Origin of the sequence: Halorientalis brevis, assembly GCF_042678165.1 — an archaeon.
In the GTDB taxonomy this organism is placed as follows: Archaea; Halobacteriota; Halobacteria; order Halobacteriales; family Haloarculaceae; genus Halorientalis; species Halorientalis brevis.
Map to the genome: position 1 here is coordinate 479,240 of NZ_JBHUDJ010000014.1, position 18,084 is coordinate 497,323.

Below are 18,084 nucleotides of genomic sequence, written 5' to 3' on the forward strand. Positions count from 1 at the left end.
GTCGGCCATGAGCCTCGACGACCTCAGGGACGAGTTGAGCGACGAGTACGCCGACGTCGGCGAATCGCTCGAGGTCTCCCTCGACGGCGAGACGCGAAACGAGCTGTCGATGTTGAGCGCCGCGATGGACCCGGACGACCGCGACGAGCTCCTGCGTCGAGCGGTCCACATGCTCTTTCAAACTGCAGTCGAGACCGGCAACCTGGACTTCCACCTCCGGAGCAAGTACGACGTCACCTACGACGAGTACCTCTCGGGGATGACCTTCGAGGAGATGACCGGCAACCAGTTCCCGCAGCCACAGCAAAACGACGACCGCCGCTACCAGTTCTAACCCGGTCGCGAGTTCGATACCCGCAATCGAGCGAGCCGGGTTACTCTCCGTCCTGGGTCGCCGTCAGGGAGAGTTGCAGGTCTGCGCCGCAACTCCTGCACTCCCCGCGTTCGATGATGTCCCTGAGGAGCTGGTCGTGAAAACAGCAGGGACAGGAGATACCGGTCATCGGCCCCGGCATGAACTGGAACGTGTTCTCCCGAGTGACGCTGAACTCCTGGACCTGCCCGGCCCGGACGTCGTTCTGTTCGTCTGGTTCCGACGACATGGTGCATGATACCGATTCACATAGTATAAAGCTTTGTCAGACGTTCGACTTCTAGAGATCGGACGGGCCTGCCATGGAAGTCAGGACGCGTCGGCGATCGCGGCTTCCAGCAGGTCGCACCCGAGGTCGATCTCCCGTTCGGTGACGTCCAGCGGCGGGAGCAGGCGGAGCGTCCGCTGACCACAGCCGAGGGTGAGGAGGCCGCGTTGCACCGCTGCGGCCATCACGTCGTCGCGGCGCTCTTCGGTGTCGAACTCTACGGCGAGCATCAACCCCAGTCCGCGAACGTCGGTGATACCGTCGGCCGTCGCGTCGAAGGTGGCCAGGAACTGCTCCCCGCGCTCGCGTGCGTTCGCGAGGAGGTCCTGTTCCCTGATGACGTCGATGGTGATTGCTCCCTGCGCGCAGGCGAGAACATCGCCGGCGCCCCACGTCGAAGAGAGTCGGCTCCGTTCCGCGGGGAACACGTCGCTGTTGGCGAGGGTCGCGCCGACTCGCAGCCCCTTCGCCGCCGCGATCACGTCGGGTTCGATCGGATAGTGATCGGACGCCCAGAACTTTCCCGTCCGACCCATCCCGGACTGGATCTCGTCTGCGACGAGGACGATGTCGTGCTCCGCGACGACGGCCGCGAGTTCCTCGGCGAAGGCGTCGCTCGGGAACCGATAGCCGCCCTCGCCCTGGATCGGTTCGACGATGACGTAGGCGACCGCCCGCGGATCGACGTACCCGGTCTCGGGATCGAGCATCCGGCGGAGCTGCGAGCCGTCGTCCGTGAAAAACCCACAGCCGCAACTGGCCGGGTCGCAGGCCCGGTCGCGACAGAACGGCACGTCGTGAACGCCGGGAATCTCCGGGAACTGGCGGCGGTAGACGCCCTTCGACCGGTTGAGCGACAGCGCACCGAGCGTGCGACCGTGGAACGCGCCCTGGAACGTGATCGCGTACTGGCCGCCCGTGTGGTCGTAGCTGATCTTGATCGCGTTCTCGACGGCTTCTGCACCGCTGTTCGAGAGGAAGACGGTGTCCAGATCGTAGTGCCTCGTGACCGCTGTCAACCGATCCATCAGATCGGCAGGGCCTGGAAACGGAGCCTCGCCGGCCGGACCGCTCGCCACGTAGAAGTCCTGGCCGGCGATCTTCAGCGGATCGACGAGATCGAACGCAGAGAGCCGCTCCAGGAGGTCGGGGTTGTTGTAGCCCAGCGGTGCAGCGCCGACGTGACCAGTGAAATCCAGCAGGACGTTCCCGTCGAGGTCCGTGCAGAACGGTCCCGCGGCCGGGGCCGTGTAGTCCCAGACGAAATCGTAGACGTACGTGCTCGGGGCCGCCGTACTGTGGTGGTACTCGACCTGTCGGCGCGCGCGGTCGCCCGGAAGTGTGTCGACTGTTGGCGCGACCCTGTCACGATCCATGGTAACACTTCGGGAACCGATCCGATAAATAATTCGTCCGGTTTAGGTAATTGTTGCTAAGTGTGCGGGAAGGCTTCACTGTGTCACACTGTGATCGCGACGGTGACGATGGTAGCACCGACGAGGAGGACGACGCTCCAGACGCTAACGCGGTAGGCGAACTGGCGGTTCGGACTGGCGAGTGTCAGCCCTGCCTTGACGATGATGCTCGCGCCCGTCGCGAGCAGGATGGCGAGGACGGCCTGCGAGCCGGAAAGATCACCGGCGCGGTAGAGGAGAACTGCAGAGGTCGTCGCACCGGCACTCGAGACGAGACCGGAGATGGCGGCCGTCGCGTAGAACCCGGCGGTCCCGAACAGGTCCTGAGCCACGCTGCCGGCGAGGACGATCAGGAGGAAGATGCCGCCGAAACTCAGTGCTCGGCGCAGAGAGAACGGACTGGTCAGATCGATGTCGACCGTTTCGCGCCAGTCGGCAGTAACTGCCGCGACGAGGACGCTCCCGACGATGACGGCGCCGAGCGGAACGATCGCTCCAAAGAGAACGCCGGTCTCGATGGTGAAGACGAGCGCGATGACGAGGTTCCGAAGCGCCATCGCGGCGTCGGCGAGCAGGACGGCCGCGACGGCGTACGCCGTGGCTCTGGGACGCTGGCGGACGTGATCGAGCATTGTACCGACGACGGCCGTCGAAGAGGCGAGCCCACCGAAGAAACCAGTGACTGCGATGCCGCGCCCGCCGTACGTCTGGACGATGGCGTAGTTCGCGATCCCGATACCGGCGACCGTGACCACCATCAGCCAGACGACGCGCGGTTCGAGCGCGACGGCGAATGCACCGGACCCGACCGTGACCGATCCAGAAGGCAAGAGTGGATAGACCACGAACGCGATGATCGCGAACTCCGTCGCCGACTGGAGCTCCTCGTGCGTAAGCCCCCAGGCGAAGCTGTGTAACTCCCGCTTGAGGACGAGCAGCAGCGCCGACACTGCCGTGACGGTCACGCCCTCGATGATGAAGCCTGCTGCGACCAGTGTGCCGATCCCGTAGGCCACGAGCATCGACACCGAGGTCGTCAACGACAACCCCTGATCGCTGGAGAGCAGTCCGTCAGCCGCGAGCACGAGTCCCTGCACGATGACCAGCACGCCCCCGACGACGAGCAGTGCCTCGTGGTCCAGCACGGTGAAGACGGCACCGAGCAAGCTAATGAGCGCGAACGTCCGAATCCCGGCGGTCTTCTGGGACCACTCCCGTTCGAGCCCGAGGAACATCCCGAGCGCACCAGCCAGCGCTAGCCGCGACACCTCTGCGTCCAGTGGCGCAGGAATCGTTTGTAGCAGAGCCGACACCCCTTAGCGTACCGGATTCGGACGTAAAAACGATACGGCGATTCGGGCGTGCCGATCGACCACGCAGAGATCGAGCACGTAGAAGTGACGTCGTGAGGAGCAGGTTCGAGCACCCGGGAATCTTATGGTAACATGTCATGAATATCGTGCATGGTCGATCTCGACGGAGGACAGGGGCGATCGCTCTGGTGGGCAGCGGCCGTCGTCCTCTGCTGTACGCTGCTGTTCGTCGTCTACTCGTTCGTCGGGACTTTCGTGTTCGGACTCTTCATCTACTACGCGACGCGGCCCGCCTACAAACGAATCCATCACTACATTGGACAGCGCAGTCTCTCGGCGGTGTTGGCGCTACTCACGTTTGCGTTACCGGCGATAGTGCTGTTGGTGTATACGGTCGCGATCGCCATCCAGGAGTTGTCGAACCTCCAGGTAGTCGACATCGGGCCACTGATGGCCATCATTCAGCCGTACGTCGACCTCTCGCAGGTCGTCAAAGATCCAGCGGAACTCCTCTCCCAGGACGGCGGCCTGGATTCCCTCAGAGCCTCGCTGTTCGCGACGCTGGGGTATCTCGGCTTCATCGGGAACGGGCTCTTGCATCTGTTCGTGATGTTCGCCCTGGCTTTTTACCTGCTACGTGACACGAAGCGACTCTCAAAGTGGGTGGCCGACCACAGCGACGAGCGGATCGTCCTGAAAGCGTACATTCAGGCCGTCGACCGGGATCTCCAGAACGTCTTTTTCGGGAACATCCTGAACGCGATCATGACGGGCGCGATCGGCGCGATCTCGTTCAGTCTGCTCAATTTCTTCGCGCCGCAGCGACTAGCGATTCCCTACCCCGCCCTGACAGGGCTGCTCGCTGGCGTCGCGAGCCTGATCCCCGTCGTCGGAATGAAGCTCGTGTACGTCCCCATGGTCGGCTACCTGGGGGCGAAGGCAGCGTACCTGGAAACCGGGTTTCCGTTCGTCCTCATGGTGCTGTTCGTCTCGATCGTCATCGTCGACTCCATCCCCGATTTCCTCCTTCGGCCGTACGTCTCCGGCCGACACCTCCACGTCGGGATGGTCATGTTCGCGTACATCCTCGGCCCGCTGTTGTTCGGCTGGTACGGCATCTTCCTCGGGCCCGTCATCCTCGTCGTCCTCTTCCATTTCGTCCGGATGATCGTCCCGGAACTCATCACCGGAAAACCAATCAAGCCCACGGCAGTCGGTCCAGCGTACCTCAACGGTCGGGACGACCCAGTTGGGACTGCGGACCCGGTCCCGTCACACGACGGCAACGGTCACGCAGACTCGGATGGAACAGCACAGACGAACGGGGACGACCCGCCGGTCGCCGATTCGACGAACCGTAGCGGGGCGGAGCCAGAACCGAACGAAGCTGGAGGACAGTTGCGCGACGAATCGACGGATCGGGACGACACGTAGCGTTGCGAACGCAGAGAAGTGAAGAGATTCCGGTGACGGGAAGAGAGTGGCCTTAGAGGTCGACGTACTGTTCTTCCCACTCGCGGCGGGCTTCGATCTCACGACGGCCACGGCGAGTCAGACTGTAGAAGTTCGTTCGTCGGTCACGCTGGCCCTTCTCGATCAGCCCTTTGTCGACGAGCGTATCGAGATTCGGGTACAGGCGGCCGTGGTGAATCTCCTTCTCGTAGTACTCTTCGAGTTCTTCCTTGATAGCCAGCCCGTGTGGCTCCTCCCGACCGGCGATCACATACAGCAGGTCACGCTGGAATCCTGTCAGGTCGTACATCGGTAATATCCGATTGTAGATTACTGTCGGAATATCATAAATATATCGACTTTCGGTACGCCCAACATGAGAAGGGGAGTTCCAATACCGGCAAATTACAGGGTCTAGACGCGCAGATGTGCATCGACCGCATTCGGGCGACTCGCATTCATCATACGCCGGTCATATCTATCCAGATAAACCATTTCGTTTACTGATGAATCGAGCACACGATTTCTGGCACACAGGTGGGAAGTCTGAGGAAAAGGCTGATAGACTTATGTACGGCTGTACCGAAGGAGAAAGCATGCCCGAAGAGGTTCTTTTCGAGTCCGAACGGAGACAGCAGCGAACCGAAGTCGCCGACTATCTCCGGGCAGTCGCCGACAAACTCGAAGCTGGATCGAGCATTACGCTCGAAGCCGGGGACCAGTCCGTGACGTTAGAGCCGCCGGGGGACGTCGAGTTCGAGGTCAAAGCCGAACGAGAAGGCCCGACCGACGGACCCGGCGAGCTGAGCATCGAACTGGAACTCGAATGGGACGAACACCGGAGCGGCAGCGACGACGGCAGTGATGGCTCGCTGACTATCAGCTAACCGTACTCGACACTGCCGGGGCGGGGTATTCTCCGACTACCGGTGGGACTGTCGGACGGGATCGCCACAGAAATCAGCGCTATCGCTCAGCGAGTAGTTGTCGAATGGAAAGCAAATCACGCGGGGTGAAAATACCCGCGTGATTGCTTGCCGCCCTGAATTGGTCCCCGCTGACGCTTCGGCCCTCCAAGCGAAGCGTCACCTGAATCGAGTGGCCATAATCACTTAAATGTACCGGCATCGTGAAAACTACTCACCTATCCAACATGTATCCGAAAGTATCCAATTCTACGCGACATCGTCTCACGATCGTTGACTCGCTGCCGATAGTTTCTTGACGTTTAGATATACTCTTCTTCGAGCACCCACCCGAGTGCCCGTTTGTAGTACGTGAACATTTGCCTCACGCCCTGGTGGTTCATGTTCTCGTCGTCCAACTGTTCTTTCAGGAACTCGTACTGTTCTCGAATCTCCTCTTCGTCACGCATACCTCCTGTTTGGGGAACGCGAAGGAAGAATCTTCACACTCTCCCCGAATGTTGCAGCGTCACGCCCTGTCAGCGGACGGGTCGCGCAGGTCGGAGGCGGGTCAGTTTTGCATCTCGACTCCCAAGTTGTCGCCATGAAAATCCGCGGGGACCGCCAGTGCAAGGAGTGTGACACACGCTGGTCCTACTACGAGACGGGGAGCATCACCTGTCCCGAGTGTGGGAGCCTCAAGAGCGTCGGCGTCGACGATCGGAAAGAACACACCGCAAGCGCTGTCGTGCTGGATCTGACCGGCGTCCGCGCCCAGGTCGACGAGGTTCCGCTCCGCGACGTCGCTGCCGACGCGGCAGATACCTGTCGATCGTACGTCCGGCAGTACGGGTTCATCGACGCCGGCGAACTCCAGCCGTTAGCCGACGCCTACCTCGCCGCGCGAGAGCTTCGGCAGGCCGCCGGCTACGTCGAACGCGCGATGCGTCTCACCGACGACGAGGAGTACTACCTGCTCGCACTCCTCCGCGGAGCTGACCAGGGAGACCGGCCAGCGACCGACGCAGTCCCCGCATCGATGCGAGACGCCCGCGGTCTGGCGTACGCGACGGCCGTCGATCACTACCGCAGCGACCTCCGACTGTATCTGGAGGAAAACCCAGACGAGACGGCACAGCAACTCCTCGCCTCGCTCGGCGAACACCAGAAACGGATCGCGGCGCTGGACGGGGACGTCGCACTCGGCACGTCTGAAGCACTCATCACGGCCGTCCAGTCGCTCGGACGGTACCTGATCGACGACGACGAGAACGCGCTCGCCCAGGCCCAGCATCGCCTCGACACCCTCAATACGGCGTAACGACCACCGATCCCGGCAGCCACCGTCTCGACTGTCGACGGTCCGTGGATAAAACGATTAAGCGGTCGGGTCGTTCAGGTATCGACACCATGACCGCTACCGACGACGACCCGGCCGGTCCCCTCGACGGGCTCCGCGTGATCGATTTCTCCGGGATGATCAGTGGCGGGTACGCGACGATGGTCCTCGCCGATTTCGGCGCGGACGTCGTCTTTGCGGAACATCCCGACTCCCACGACCCGATCCGTGATTGGACGCCGTTCGAGAACGGCACGAGTCTCTGGTGGAAGTCCCTCGGGCGGAACAAACGGTGTGTCACGCTGGACCTGCACACTGACGAGGGGCGCGCGCTGGCACTGGAACTCGTCGAAGACGCGGACGCCGTCGTCGAGAACTTCCGAGCCGGCACGCTGGAACGCTGGGATCTCGGCCCCGAGACGTTGCGAGACGCCAACGAGGAACTGATCGTCGTCCGCATCTCGGGCTACGGCCAGACCGGCCCGAAAGCGACGGAACCCGGCTTTGGCACCGTCGCCGAGGCGATGTCCGGCTTCGCACACGTCAACGGGTTTCCGGACCGCGAACCGCTCCTCCCGCCGATCAGCCTCGCGGACATGGCGGCTGCCCAGACCGCGGTTCAGTCGCTCCTGATGGCCGTCTTCGAGCGCGACGTCGCTGGCAGCGGGAAGGGACAGGTCGTCGACGTCAGCCTCCTCGAATCGCTGTTCCGGATGTTCCCGGGCGACGTGGAGAAGTACGACAAGCAGGGCGCGGTTTCGGAGCGCATCGGCAACCACCACACCAACGCGGCACCGCGGAACGTCTACGAGACCCGGGACGGCTACGTCGCCCTCTCGGCGTCGGCCCAGTCCATCTTCGAGAACCTCGCCGAGATCATCGATCACCCGGAACTCGTCGAGGACCCGCGGTTCGAGGACAACAAGTCGCGCGTGGCGAACGCCGACGAACTCGACGAGTACATCGCGCCCTGGATCGCCGAGCGGTCGACCGAGCGCGTGCTCGACGAACTCCGGGCGGGCGACGCGGTCGTGGCGCCGATCTACGACATGAGCGACGTCTTCGAGGACGAGCAGTACGACGCACGAAACGACATCGTCGAGGTCGACGACCCGGAAGTCGGGCCGATCAAGACCCAGAACACCCTCCCGAAGTTCTCGCGGACGCCGGGACGCGTCGACCACCTCGGTCCGGAGCACGGCGAGCACAACCACGAGGTGTACGTCGACGAGCTCGGGCTCGACGAGGAGACGGTCGCCAAGCTACGGGACGACGGCGTCATCTGACACGCGATGGCGAACAGGCGACACGTGGGGAGTGCCGGCGCGGCGCGTCACACACCCGCCCGGACCGCACCGGATCGACTCTCAGCGCATGGGTCGGCCTGGACTCGTTTTCGGGTTTCAAAGTACGGGGCCGATCAGCGGTGTCCGGGCCGGTGGTTCCGGCCGCCGCCCGCCGCCTCCCGAGCCGCCGTCAGTTTGGATTCGAACCAGGTGGCGGCAACGTCGGCGACGTGTTCGAGTTCGCCTTCGCCCTCGAAGAGGTGGCCGGCGTTGGGAACGACTTCGAGGTCTTTCTCGCACGTGAGCCGCGTGAGCGCCTCGCGGTTCAGCGCCAGCACGTTGTAATCGGCGCCACCGACGATGAACAGCGTCGGTGCCCGGACCTCGTCGAGCACGGCCTCAGCCATGTCCACCCGGCCACCACGTGAGACGACCGCACCGGCGTCGTCCGGCCGAGCGGCTGCGGCCCGGAGTGCAGCGGCTGCCCCGGTGCTCGATCCGAAGTACCCGAGCGGCAGCTCGGACGTTCGCGGCTGGCTTCGGAGCCAGTCAGTCGCCGCGAGGAGCCGCCGCGTCAACAGGTCGACGTCGAACCGGCTGGTCCTGGCCTGGTCTTCCCGTTCGGTCAGGAGGTCGAACAGCAGGGTCGCGAGCCCGCGGTCGTTCAGCACGTCGGCGACGTAGTTGTTGCGCGGACTGTGACGACTGCTCCCGCTCCCGTGCGCGAAGGCCACGATTCCGGTGGCCTCCCGTGGTACGGTCAGGTGGCCGGGAAGCGTCACACCGTCGACCGGAATGTTGACGAGGTCCATACCGGTCGATTCGAGAGGAAAGCCAGTAACGGTTCGGTCAGGTTAGTTTCCGATTCCTGACCGGCAGTTCGGACACCAGGATGCGCGACACGTCCGCCAACTGTCGGGACAGGCACAACCAGGAACCGGTCCGGAAGCACCCGGTCGAGAGGGCGATTCAAACGGCAGTTTCCGAGACATGTGGTTCTGGGGACCAATCCGCAGACTCAATCCCGGGCAGGCACAAGTGCTTGCGATGGTCCGAACCAATACGCTCAAACTGTCCCGGGAAGGGTTGACCGTCAACGCCGAGGTCCGGGCCGAGAAACTGACGTCAGAGAACGTCGAGCCAGGACCAGACGTCGTCGTCAGGGACGACCGGAACGGACAGCGTGTCGAGCGAGAGCAGTACGACAAAGCCACAGGAGAGACGTTGCCCGAGGGACACGGCTACCGCTGGGTGAACGAAGACGGCGAGGACGTACCCGACGAGGCCCGCCAGTACTACGAAGTCATCGACGGGTCTGAGCACCCGATCTCGCTGTTCAAACCGACGCTCGGTCGGGGTCGCACGCTCACGGCGGAACGGTGGATTCCCGTCAGTCGACTCGGTGAGTTTCTGATCACACGGACCTACGAGATGTGGGGTGCGGACGAATCGGACGAAGAGCAACTGTTCGAGCTCGCCCAGTACGTGCAGTCATACCGAGAAGCGCCGGTCGTCCCGGTCGTGCTCCAGGAGACACTGACGAAGGACTGGGGTATCCTCACTCCGCAGTTCTACGGCGACGACACGTTCAGCATCGTCGTCCGGGTGACGCGCGCTAGAGTGAAACCAACGCACCGGATGCAGGTTCCAGCGGAGTCCGACGGGGAGGAGTCCCGGTTCCCGACCCCGGAACAGGAGTTCCCGTTCGAGTGAGCGGGCACCCAGACTCGATGTGACGACCGGGACTGCAGGACGCGCTGCTCTTCGGACTCACCAGGGTGGCAGCAGGGGCACCTGGAGGTCGAGACTGGTGGCCGCGGTCGAGACCGCGAACCACAAGCAGATAACGGCGATTCCGAACAGGACCGCGGCGACTCCGACCCGGTGGCGGGCGGTCTCACCGACACCGGTGTCCGAGAGCACGAAGGTACCCTCGTGGCTGAGCACACGCTCTCCGTCGGCCGAGACGACGCTGGCAGTGACGGACACCTCGCCGCTCGGAGATACGCATCGTTCGAGGTATCGCCACCGGCGAATCCGATCGCTGTCGCCACGGAGGTCCGGATTGGCAGCGACGAACGACGCGAGGTCGTCGGGAAACGCGTCCAGTCCAGGGTCTTCGCCACTGACGGCCCTGACAGTTTCCGGCGCGTCACGGAGATCGAACGCCTCGAGTGGAGCCAGCGGCACAGCGTCCTCGCGTCCGAAGCCAGGTACCGGGTCGGCGTCGTCTCTCGCCGGGTCGACGGCGACTTCCTCGGCATCGCGAAGGCGGAACGGGACGGCCGCTGCAACGTGGCGTTCGGATGCCGCGTCGTCTTCCCACCATTCGAGGCCACTCACCGACAGCGCGGCGTCACTCACGCCGCCTTCCCCGAAGAACGCCGTCCACTCGGTGATGTGAACGGCCACGCAGGGGTCACCGGAGAGCGGTGCCGTGAGCGGGTCGTCGGTCCGTGGCTGGCCGACTACCGTGGTCGTCGTCTCCGGCGTCAAGTCGCCGACAGTAGTCGTTCCACCCCGCAGGAGCACGGCGGCACTCCAGAGCTGGGAGCCACACCCGTACAGTCCTGCGACACCGACGAGAGCGGCGGCGAGAACGAAGAACGCGTCGACTGCGGCGGCCAGCGATTCGAGAACCACTCCGTGTGCTACCGAGGAGACTCACAAAAAGTCAACGAACAGCCACGACGACCTCACGGTCGACAGTGTTCTCGGGGACCGTCGCCTTCCACGCGACAGTGTCGATGTCTTCGTCGGCCAGACCGGGGTCCGACGCGAGAGCGGTCGTCTCCGGGACCGCGACGTAATGGGCGAACGCGAAAGACACCCGTTCGTCGTCGTACTCGAAGGCCACATCAGTGACTGCAACGGGGCGTTCGACGGCGACCGCGACCCCTGTTTCCTCACGGACCTCGCGGACGAGCGCCTCCTCGCGTGTCTCCCCGGGTTCGACTTTCCCGCCGGGCGCGAGCCACTGCTCGTCTTCGCGAACGAGCAGCACGCGATCGCGGCTGTCAGTGACGATCGCGCCGACAGCCCAGGTGAGCCCTGCGTCGATTTGCTCGCGCGCGTCCGCAAAGCGATCGGCGTCGACGGCGTGGATCGTCTCACGAGCCCACACGTCGTCGCGTGCGGCGAGCGACTCGAAGTCGAGGGGCTGCATTCAGGGGAGGTCGACCGAGACGTCTTCCTGCAGGCCGGCTGCTTTCACGGTGTTCCAGAGCAACATCGCGCGGGTCATCGGCCCGACGCCGCCCGGAACGGGCGTGATCGCACCGGCTGACTCTTTCGCGCTCTCGAAGTCGACGTCGCCGACGAGTTCGTATCCCTTCTCGGTATCCGCATCGACGCGGTTGATGCCGACGTCGATGACGGCGGTGCCCGCCGACAACATGTCGCCGGTGATCATCTCGGGAACGCCGGCGGCCGCGACGACGATGTCCGCCTGGCGGGTCTTCGCCGCCAGGTCGTCGGTCCGGGAGTGACACACCGTCACCGTCGCGTTGCCGCCCTCTGCCTTCTGGAGGAGCAGGTTCGCCATCGGTTTGCCGACGATGTCCGAACGGCCGACGACCACTGCGTCGGCGCCCTCGGTTTCGACGCCCGCGTCGGCCAGGAGCTTCTGGATACCGTGGGGCGTACAGGGCTTGTACCGTGCGTTGCCGGCGACGAGTCGACCGACGTTCTCGGGGTGGAACCCGTCCACGTCCTTGGCGGGATCGATGCGACGGAGGACCTCGCGGTCGTCGACGTGGTCCGGAACGGGCATCTGGACGAGAATCCCGTTCACGTCGTCGTCGGCGTTGAGTTCGTCGATGGTGTCGAACAGTTCCTCGGCGGGGGCGTCCGGGTCGATCTCGATGTCGATCGCCTCGATGCCGACCTCCTCGCAGTCCTGCTGTTTCATCGAGACGTACGTCTCGCTGGCGGGATCGTCGCTCATCAGGACGGTCGCGAGACTCGGGGTCACGCCCTCGTCGTCGAGCGCGTCGATGGCGTCGGCGAGTCCGTCACGGACGTCCTGGGCGACGGCGTTGCCGTCGATGATCTCTGTCATTGCCTACATCGCAGGTGGCCCGACTCTTGAACGTCTCGAAAACGCTCAGACCTCCCTGACGGCGCGATCAGTGACGCCGTGCCAGAGCGCCCGGACCGTCTCCGACCCGACGAACCGTGGGACGCGGTCCGCGTACTGCTCGTAGGCCTCCCCGTACTGCTCGCGGAGCCACGGTTCCTCGGCGAAGGGCATGACGAGCCACCAGGTGGCGTACAGCGCACACAGCACTGTCGCCATCCACGACGCCGAAAGGAGTGCAACCCCGACCGTGGCGACGAGATACCAGACGTACTGGGGGTTCCGCGAGTACCGGTACCAGCCACCAGTCTGGAGTTCGCCTTCCAGCCCCATCGTCTCGTCGGACCCCAGGTCAGAGCCGGCCCAGAGCGCGGCAGCGTAGCTCGGAACGAAGAGTACCGCACCGACCGCCAGCGTCCGCGGCTGTGTGAGGCCCAGACTGTTCCAGTCCAGATACGCCACGGCGAGCAGACAGACGTTGAGACCCATCGAGATCGACCAGTGGACGTAGTACCACAGGTCCCGCTCACCGAGGGGCCAGTACTCCGTCCGCCCGAGCGCACTCGCGACGTAGCCGAGCAGGTTCGCCAGTCCGAAGACGACACCGCCACCGAACGCGACGAGTTCAATTGCGACCATAGGTATCGGGACGAGCCGAGCGATAGTTCGACTGGTGTCGTCTCCACTAGCCCGTTTAAGTACCGCACGGCGCAGGGAAAGGACGCCCGCTCAGGAGCACTCGGCCTCGGCGACCGTAGCGGTCGGCGTGTTTCGAAACTGCGTCGTCGAGAAGGATACTATCTATTCCTATAGATGGCCAGATCGCATGCAATACTACTAGTATTGTGACTATCTCTATTCGTGTTGTCACGCAACTGCCAACCACCCGGAACGGACCTGACCACGACACGAGGCTGCTACCGGAGCGTCGACGCGGACCTCTTCGTGTCGTGTCAGAACCAACACACAAACTATGAGCAACCAATCGACGTTGACGCCGATGGGCGCGATGCTGCGATCGTCCACGCGAATGTACCGCAACTCGCTCGAACTGTCACGAGCAGCAATGGCTGCCTTCGACACCACTTCGAACGGCGACTCGCCGGACACGAGCGGTGGCGCTGACGGAGTCGAGGCCGGAACGACCCGGCCAGAGTGGGACACCGACAGGACGGCGGACGATCCCAGTGACCTCGCCGTCGGTGATCGCGTCGAGTTCACGAAAACCATCTCGGACGAAGACGTGACAGCGTTCGCCGCTGCCAGCGGGGACACCAACCCGCTCCATCTCGACGAGGAGTACGCTGAAGAGACCCGCTTCGGCGATCGCATCGCTCACGGGACACTCGTCAGCGGGCTCATCAGCGCCGCACTCGCACGGCTTCCCGGGACGGTCGTCTACCTCTCACAGGACATGGAGTTTCTCGCGCCGGTCTATCTCGGCGACAGGGTCACGGCCGACGTCGAAGTCGCCGAAGACCTCGGCGGCGGGCGCCTCCGACTCTCGACGACGATCGTCAACGGCGAGGAGCCCTGTATCGACGGTGAAGCCGTCGTCCTCGTACCGGACGCGGAGTAAACGTCGGTCAGTACGAGTGCGTGGTAGCCGCTGAGACCGACCCTCCTATCGATACTGATGGTCCCCACACATGAAACGCTGTGACCACTGCGACGACGAGATCGAAACGAGCGACTGGTATCCGACGCTCGCCCGCGAACGAACCCAGGGCGTCGTCCTGTTCTCGTTTTGTAGCGTGCCCTGCCGGAACGAGTGGCTCTCGGCCGAGGACGACTAGGGCGAAGTCGCGCCTCCGAACGCCGTGAGAGGGCAAGCCGACGATTTTATCTGGCCGACTGACCTCAATCCAGCGACGCCATCGATCCGGCTCGCAACGCATGTCCGACGCACCCGAGATTCTGTTCGTTTGTCCAACAGGCGAATACGCCGCCGAAGTCACGGCGGCGGCAACGGACGGAACCGCGGTCGTACAGCAGGTCGACACGGGGAGCGGCGCGCTCGACGTTCTCGCGACGCACTCGCCGAGTTGCGTCGTCATCGACGGAGAGCCGCCGGACATGACGAGTTCGGAACTCGTCGAGACGATACGTGCGACGACGGACGACGTTTCGATCAGCGCGTTCGTTCACGAGAACGACACGGCGTTCTCTACGCTGATTACCCCGGACGACCGTGATTTAGCGCGGTACGAGACTATTCTCGATACCGTCAACGACGGCATTTACCAGTTCGATCCGGCGGGCCGGTTCGTCGAACTGAACGACGCCGTCGCGGAGATCACCGGCTACGCGCGGTCGGAGTTACTGGGCGAGCACATCTCCATCATGCTCGACGAGTCCGACGTCGCGAAGGGTGAGTCCCTGATACAGGAGCTACTGGAGAGCGACGAGCGAGACGTCGCGACCATGGACATGACGGTCCACACCGCCGACGGCGAGGAGATCCCCTGCGAGAATCGACTGTCAGTGATCCAGACGGACGGGGAGTTCCGGGGGACCGTCGGTGTCGTTCGCGACATCTCGGAGCGAGCCCATCGAAAGGCCCAGCTCAAACAGGAGCGTGATCTCCGCGAACGCCTCCTGGAAACGAGCCCAGTCGGCATCGTCGTGATCGACGAAGCGGGGACCGTCGCCCGCGCCAACGACAGGGCGTCCGAGATCCTCGGCGTTCCGAAAGACGCGCTCACCGAACAATCGCATTCGAACACCGAGTGGAACGTCTTCGACGAATCGGGGGAGCCGATCCCCGGGTCCAGCTATCCGGCCTCGCGGGTCTTCGAAACCGGCGAGCCTGTGTACGACTGGGAAGCGGAGATGGAACGTCCAGACGGCTCGACTGTCTGGCTCTCGTTCAACGGCGCGCCGCTGTTCGACGCCGAGGGGAACGTCGAACGGGTCATCCTCGTCATCGAGGACGTGACCCAACAGAAACAGCGCGAGCGACAGCTCCATCAACAAACGGCGTTCGTCGAGGGGATTTTCAACGCCGTTCCGGACCCGATGTACACGTTCAACGGGAGCGGCCGGATGATCCGCTGGAACGAGGGGTTCACAGAAGCGACTGGCTACAGCGACGACGAGGTCGAGGGGATGCACGCGCTCTCGTTCGTCCCGGACGAGGACGAGGAGAAGATCACGGACGCCATCAGCCGCGTCATCCAGGACAAAGAGGTCCAGAACGTCGAATCGGCGCTCGTCCGGAAAGACGGAACGCACGTCCCCCACGAGTTCAGCGGCGGCCCAGTGCTCGACGACGACGGCAACGTCACCGCGCTCACCGGCGTCGGGCGCGACGTCACCGATCGCATCGAGCGCGAGCGACAGATCGCCGACCAGCGTGACGAACTCGAGGAGTTACACCGCATCAACGCGGTCATCCGCGACATCGATCAGCGCCTGATCCAGGCGACGAGCCGCGAAGCGGCCGAACAGGCCGTCTGTGACCGCCTGGCAGCGGCGGACGCGTACCAGTTCGCGACGATCGGAAGCTACGACGACGAGTTCGCGTCGTTCGTGGTCCGTGCCAGGGCCGGCGTCGACGACTCGGTCCCGCACGAACGCAGTGCGATGGACGATTTCGAATCGCCGCCGGGGGAAGCGGCGATCCGAACCGGAGACGTTCAGGTCGTCCGAGACGGCCACTCCGAGGCGTCGGCCGAATCCGACCAGAACGCGTCAGTGGCCCGCAGCTTCGAGTCGGTCGCGAGCATCCCGATCACGTACGAGGACACGACCTACGGCGTGCTGTCGGTGTACTCCGATCGGGCGTCCGCGTTCGACGACCGTGAACGGGCCGTCCTGGCGGAGCTGGGTGAGACGCTCGGACACGTCATCACGACGATCCAGCAGGAGAAGCGGGAGCGGATTCTGACGGCGCTCCAGGACGCGACGCGAGAGCTCATCCACGCCGACTCGAAGGCCGAGGTGAGCGAGCGAGTCGTCGACGCCGCGAGCGACGTCCTCGACGCGACGGGGGTCGGAATCTTCCTGTTCGACCCCGACGAGCGAGCGCTGACGCCGACCGCGACGACCGACCGGCTCCGCGAGCTCTACGGTGACTGGGAAGCGACCCTCGGAGCCGACGAATCGGCCGCGTGGACGACGTTCCTCGACGGGTCGACGGTCGTCTACGGCGACCTCGACGCCGAACTCGACCAGTTCAGCGACACCGACGCCCGGAGCGGATTGTTCGCGCCGCTGGGCGACCACGGGGTGTTCGTCGCTCTCTCTGCGGAGCGCCGCGCGTTCGACGACGACATCACCCGCGTCCTCGACCTGTTTGCCGCGACGGCCGAAGCGACGCTGGATCGGGTCGAAGGCGACCGAGAACTGCGGGCTCACGACCGAAAGCTGCAAAAGCGGAACCGCCAGCTCACCCATCTCAAGGGTATCAACGACATCATCCGAGAGCTGGACCAGTCGATCATCCACGCGTCGACTCGACAGGAGATCGAGCGCGAAGTGTGCGACCGGCTGGCGCAGTACGACCAGTTCGAGTTCGTCTGGATCGGCAAACCGGACTGGGGAACCGACCGGATCGAGCCGCGAGCGTGGGCCGGTAACGAACAGGGGTATCTGGACGCCATTCCGCTCGACATCGATGGATCGAACACGCTGCCGACTGCGGAGACGCTGGAAACGGAATCGGTAACGTACGTCGCCGACCCGGCCACTCGACTCCGGGACGACCCGTGGCGCACCGAAGCGCTCAAACGAGACTACCAGGCGGTAGTGAGCGTCCCGCTCGTGTACGGCGACATCAACTACGGGGCACTGACCGTTTACACGGCGGATCCGACGACGCTGGACGAGATGTCGCGCGCTGTCATCGAGGAGTTAGGCGAGACGATCGGCCACGCCATCAACGCGATCAAAACCCGGCGGGGCATCCTCTCGGACCAGGCGGTCGAACTCGAACTCGAAGTGTACGACGAGGGCGTGTTTCACCATCTCGCCGCGTCGCTCGACGCCGAGATCGAGGTGACCGACCTCGTGCCGGAGACGGAGGGGCACACGACTGCCTTCTTCACCGTCGAGGGCGTCACCGCGGACGAGGTCCACCACGCCGCGTCCACGTTCGTGAACATCAGCGACGTCACGCTGCTCTCGGCGGACGACGACCGGCTTCGCTTCCGGGCTAGCGTCACCGGGCAGACCGTCCCGAACACCGTCATCGAATACGGAGCCCGGCCGCAGCAGATCTCGGTGGACGCGACCCGAACCACCGTCGTCGTCGAACTGCCCTCGGAGACCAACGTCCGACCGTTCATCGAGAAACTCAAAGACCACTACGAGTCGGTCGAACTCGTCGCCCGGCGCGACCGGACGGAAGGCGGCCAGTCACACGCCGAATTCACCGAGGAGTTCGAGCGAACGCTGACCGACCGGCAGCTGGAAGTTCTGAAAACGGCCTACAGTAGCGGGTTCTTCGAGTCACCGAAAGAGCAGACCGGGACGGAAATCGCCGAATCGCTCGACATCACGCAACCGACGTTCAATCATCACCTCCGCGTCGCGCAGCGAAAACTCCTCCGGGCGTTGCTTGGCGAACGGTAACGGCCCACAGACACCATCTATACTAATAGCCATCCCAGGTCCGGTCAGTGCATTACTACTGAAGTCAGGTACTTTCGGAAA

Annotated in this window: 19 protein-coding genes; 9 read left to right on the forward strand and 10 right to left on the reverse strand. The window is 63.9% G+C overall.

The window, feature by feature from the left end:
• The first annotated feature begins 7 nt into the window (after nucleotides 1-7).
• Nucleotides 8-334, forward strand: a complete 327-nt coding sequence (locus tag ACFR9U_RS18955; protein WP_247378712.1) for a hypothetical protein — start codon at nucleotides 8-10, stop codon at nucleotides 332-334.
• Between the two features lie 40 nt (nucleotides 335-374).
• On the opposite strand, the gene ACFR9U_RS18960 is transcribed toward ACFR9U_RS18955, so the two are convergent.
• The 3 genes from ACFR9U_RS18960 to ACFR9U_RS18970 all read right to left on the reverse strand — a co-directional run bounded on the left by ACFR9U_RS18960 (nucleotide 375) and on the right by ACFR9U_RS18970 (nucleotide 3,369).
• Complete coding sequence (locus ACFR9U_RS18960) at nucleotides 375-602, reverse strand: hypothetical protein (protein ID WP_247378713.1); 228 nt, start codon at nucleotides 600-602, stop codon at nucleotides 375-377.
• A gap of 80 nt (nucleotides 603-682) precedes the next feature.
• On the reverse strand, nucleotides 683-2,017 hold the full coding sequence (locus tag ACFR9U_RS18965; protein WP_247378714.1) for a class-III pyridoxal-phosphate-dependent aminotransferase: 1,335 nt from the start codon (nucleotides 2,015-2,017) through the stop codon (nucleotides 683-685).
• An 83-nt stretch (nucleotides 2,018-2,100) separates the two neighbouring features.
• A complete protein-coding gene (locus ACFR9U_RS18970) occupies nucleotides 2,101-3,369 on the reverse strand; it encodes an MgtC/SapB family protein (RefSeq protein ID WP_247378715.1) in 1,269 nt (422 codons plus the stop codon).
• Between the two features lie 150 nt (nucleotides 3,370-3,519).
• On the opposite strand from ACFR9U_RS18970, the gene ACFR9U_RS18975 reads away from it, so the two are divergent.
• Nucleotides 3,520-4,803 carry an AI-2E family transporter gene (locus ACFR9U_RS18975; protein WP_247378716.1) on the forward strand — a complete coding sequence of 428 codons (1,284 nt, stop codon included), beginning with the start codon at nucleotides 3,520-3,522 and terminating at the stop codon, nucleotides 4,801-4,803.
• A 52-nt stretch (nucleotides 4,804-4,855) separates the two neighbouring features.
• Here the strand turns inward: ACFR9U_RS18975 and ACFR9U_RS18980 are convergent, their stop codons facing one another.
• Entirely contained in the window at nucleotides 4,856-5,131 is a 276-nt protein-coding gene (locus ACFR9U_RS18980; protein WP_247378717.1) for a PadR family transcriptional regulator, read from the reverse strand.
• A 286-nt stretch (nucleotides 5,132-5,417) separates the two neighbouring features.
• Between ACFR9U_RS18980 and ACFR9U_RS18985 the strand changes: the two genes are divergently transcribed.
• Nucleotides 5,418-5,708 (forward strand): amphi-Trp domain-containing protein, encoded by a 291-nt coding sequence (locus ACFR9U_RS18985; protein WP_247378718.1) that lies wholly within the window; start codon nucleotides 5,418-5,420, stop codon nucleotides 5,706-5,708.
• Between the two features lie 341 nt (nucleotides 5,709-6,049).
• On the opposite strand, the gene ACFR9U_RS18990 is transcribed toward ACFR9U_RS18985, so the two are convergent.
• Nucleotides 6,050-6,196, reverse strand: coding sequence for a hypothetical protein (locus tag ACFR9U_RS18990; protein ID WP_169302358.1), 147 nt, complete (start codon nucleotides 6,194-6,196; stop codon nucleotides 6,050-6,052).
• Nucleotides 6,197-6,330: 134 nt separating this feature from the next.
• Here ACFR9U_RS18990 and ACFR9U_RS18995 point away from each other — a divergent pair, with 134 nt between their 5' ends.
• Together ACFR9U_RS18995 and ACFR9U_RS19000 are read left to right on the forward strand one after the other, a co-directional pair.
• Nucleotides 6,331-7,047 carry a DUF7117 family protein gene (locus tag ACFR9U_RS18995; protein WP_247378719.1) on the forward strand — a complete coding sequence of 239 codons (717 nt, stop codon included), beginning with the start codon at nucleotides 6,331-6,333 and terminating at the stop codon, nucleotides 7,045-7,047.
• An 89-nt stretch (nucleotides 7,048-7,136) separates the two neighbouring features.
• Complete coding sequence (locus ACFR9U_RS19000; protein WP_247378720.1) at nucleotides 7,137-8,351, forward strand: CaiB/BaiF CoA transferase family protein; 1,215 nt, start codon at nucleotides 7,137-7,139, stop codon at nucleotides 8,349-8,351.
• A 134-nt stretch (nucleotides 8,352-8,485) separates the two neighbouring features.
• On the opposite strand, the gene ACFR9U_RS19005 is transcribed toward ACFR9U_RS19000, so the two are convergent.
• Complete coding sequence (locus ACFR9U_RS19005) at nucleotides 8,486-9,163, reverse strand: dienelactone hydrolase family protein (protein ID WP_247378721.1); 678 nt, start codon at nucleotides 9,161-9,163, stop codon at nucleotides 8,486-8,488.
• A 235-nt stretch (nucleotides 9,164-9,398) separates the two neighbouring features.
• On the opposite strand from ACFR9U_RS19005, the gene ACFR9U_RS19010 reads away from it, so the two are divergent.
• Nucleotides 9,399-10,064 carry a hypothetical protein gene (locus tag ACFR9U_RS19010; RefSeq protein WP_247378722.1) on the forward strand — a complete coding sequence of 222 codons (666 nt, stop codon included), beginning with the start codon at nucleotides 9,399-9,401 and terminating at the stop codon, nucleotides 10,062-10,064.
• A 57-nt stretch (nucleotides 10,065-10,121) separates the two neighbouring features.
• Here ACFR9U_RS19010 and ACFR9U_RS19015 read toward each other — a convergent pair whose 3' ends face one another.
• Genes ACFR9U_RS19015 through ACFR9U_RS19030 form a run of 4 tightly spaced genes read right to left on the reverse strand, consistent with a single transcriptional unit; the run spans nucleotide 10,122 to nucleotide 13,068 of the window.
• Nucleotides 10,122-10,994 (reverse strand): hypothetical protein, encoded by an 873-nt coding sequence (locus ACFR9U_RS19015; RefSeq protein WP_247378723.1) that lies wholly within the window; start codon nucleotides 10,992-10,994, stop codon nucleotides 10,122-10,124.
• A 31-nt stretch (nucleotides 10,995-11,025) separates the two neighbouring features.
• Nucleotides 11,026-11,517 (reverse strand): NUDIX hydrolase, encoded by a 492-nt coding sequence (locus ACFR9U_RS19020; RefSeq protein WP_247378724.1) that lies wholly within the window; start codon nucleotides 11,515-11,517, stop codon nucleotides 11,026-11,028.
• Complete coding sequence (locus tag ACFR9U_RS19025) at nucleotides 11,518-12,411, reverse strand: bifunctional methylenetetrahydrofolate dehydrogenase/methenyltetrahydrofolate cyclohydrolase (protein ID WP_247378725.1); 894 nt, start codon at nucleotides 12,409-12,411, stop codon at nucleotides 11,518-11,520. It abuts the gene before it with no gap.
• Nucleotides 12,412-12,456: 45 nt separating this feature from the next.
• A complete protein-coding gene (locus tag ACFR9U_RS19030) occupies nucleotides 12,457-13,068 on the reverse strand; it encodes a methyltransferase family protein (protein ID WP_247378726.1) in 612 nt (203 codons plus the stop codon).
• A 334-nt stretch (nucleotides 13,069-13,402) separates the two neighbouring features.
• On the opposite strand from ACFR9U_RS19030, the gene ACFR9U_RS19035 reads away from it, so the two are divergent.
• The 3 genes from ACFR9U_RS19035 to ACFR9U_RS19045 all read left to right on the forward strand — a co-directional run bounded on the left by ACFR9U_RS19035 (nucleotide 13,403) and on the right by ACFR9U_RS19045 (nucleotide 18,003).
• Complete coding sequence (locus ACFR9U_RS19035; protein ID WP_247378727.1) at nucleotides 13,403-14,008, forward strand: MaoC family dehydratase; 606 nt, start codon at nucleotides 13,403-13,405, stop codon at nucleotides 14,006-14,008.
• Between the two features lie 70 nt (nucleotides 14,009-14,078).
• A complete protein-coding gene (locus tag ACFR9U_RS19040; RefSeq protein WP_247378728.1) occupies nucleotides 14,079-14,225 on the forward strand; it encodes a DUF7576 family protein in 147 nt (48 codons plus the stop codon).
• A gap of 100 nt (nucleotides 14,226-14,325) precedes the next feature.
• Nucleotides 14,326-18,003: a PAS domain S-box protein gene (locus tag ACFR9U_RS19045; RefSeq protein ID WP_247378729.1), complete on the forward strand. Its 3,678-nt coding sequence runs from the start codon at nucleotides 14,326-14,328 to the stop codon at nucleotides 18,001-18,003.
• Nucleotides 18,004-18,084: the final 81 nt, after the last annotated feature.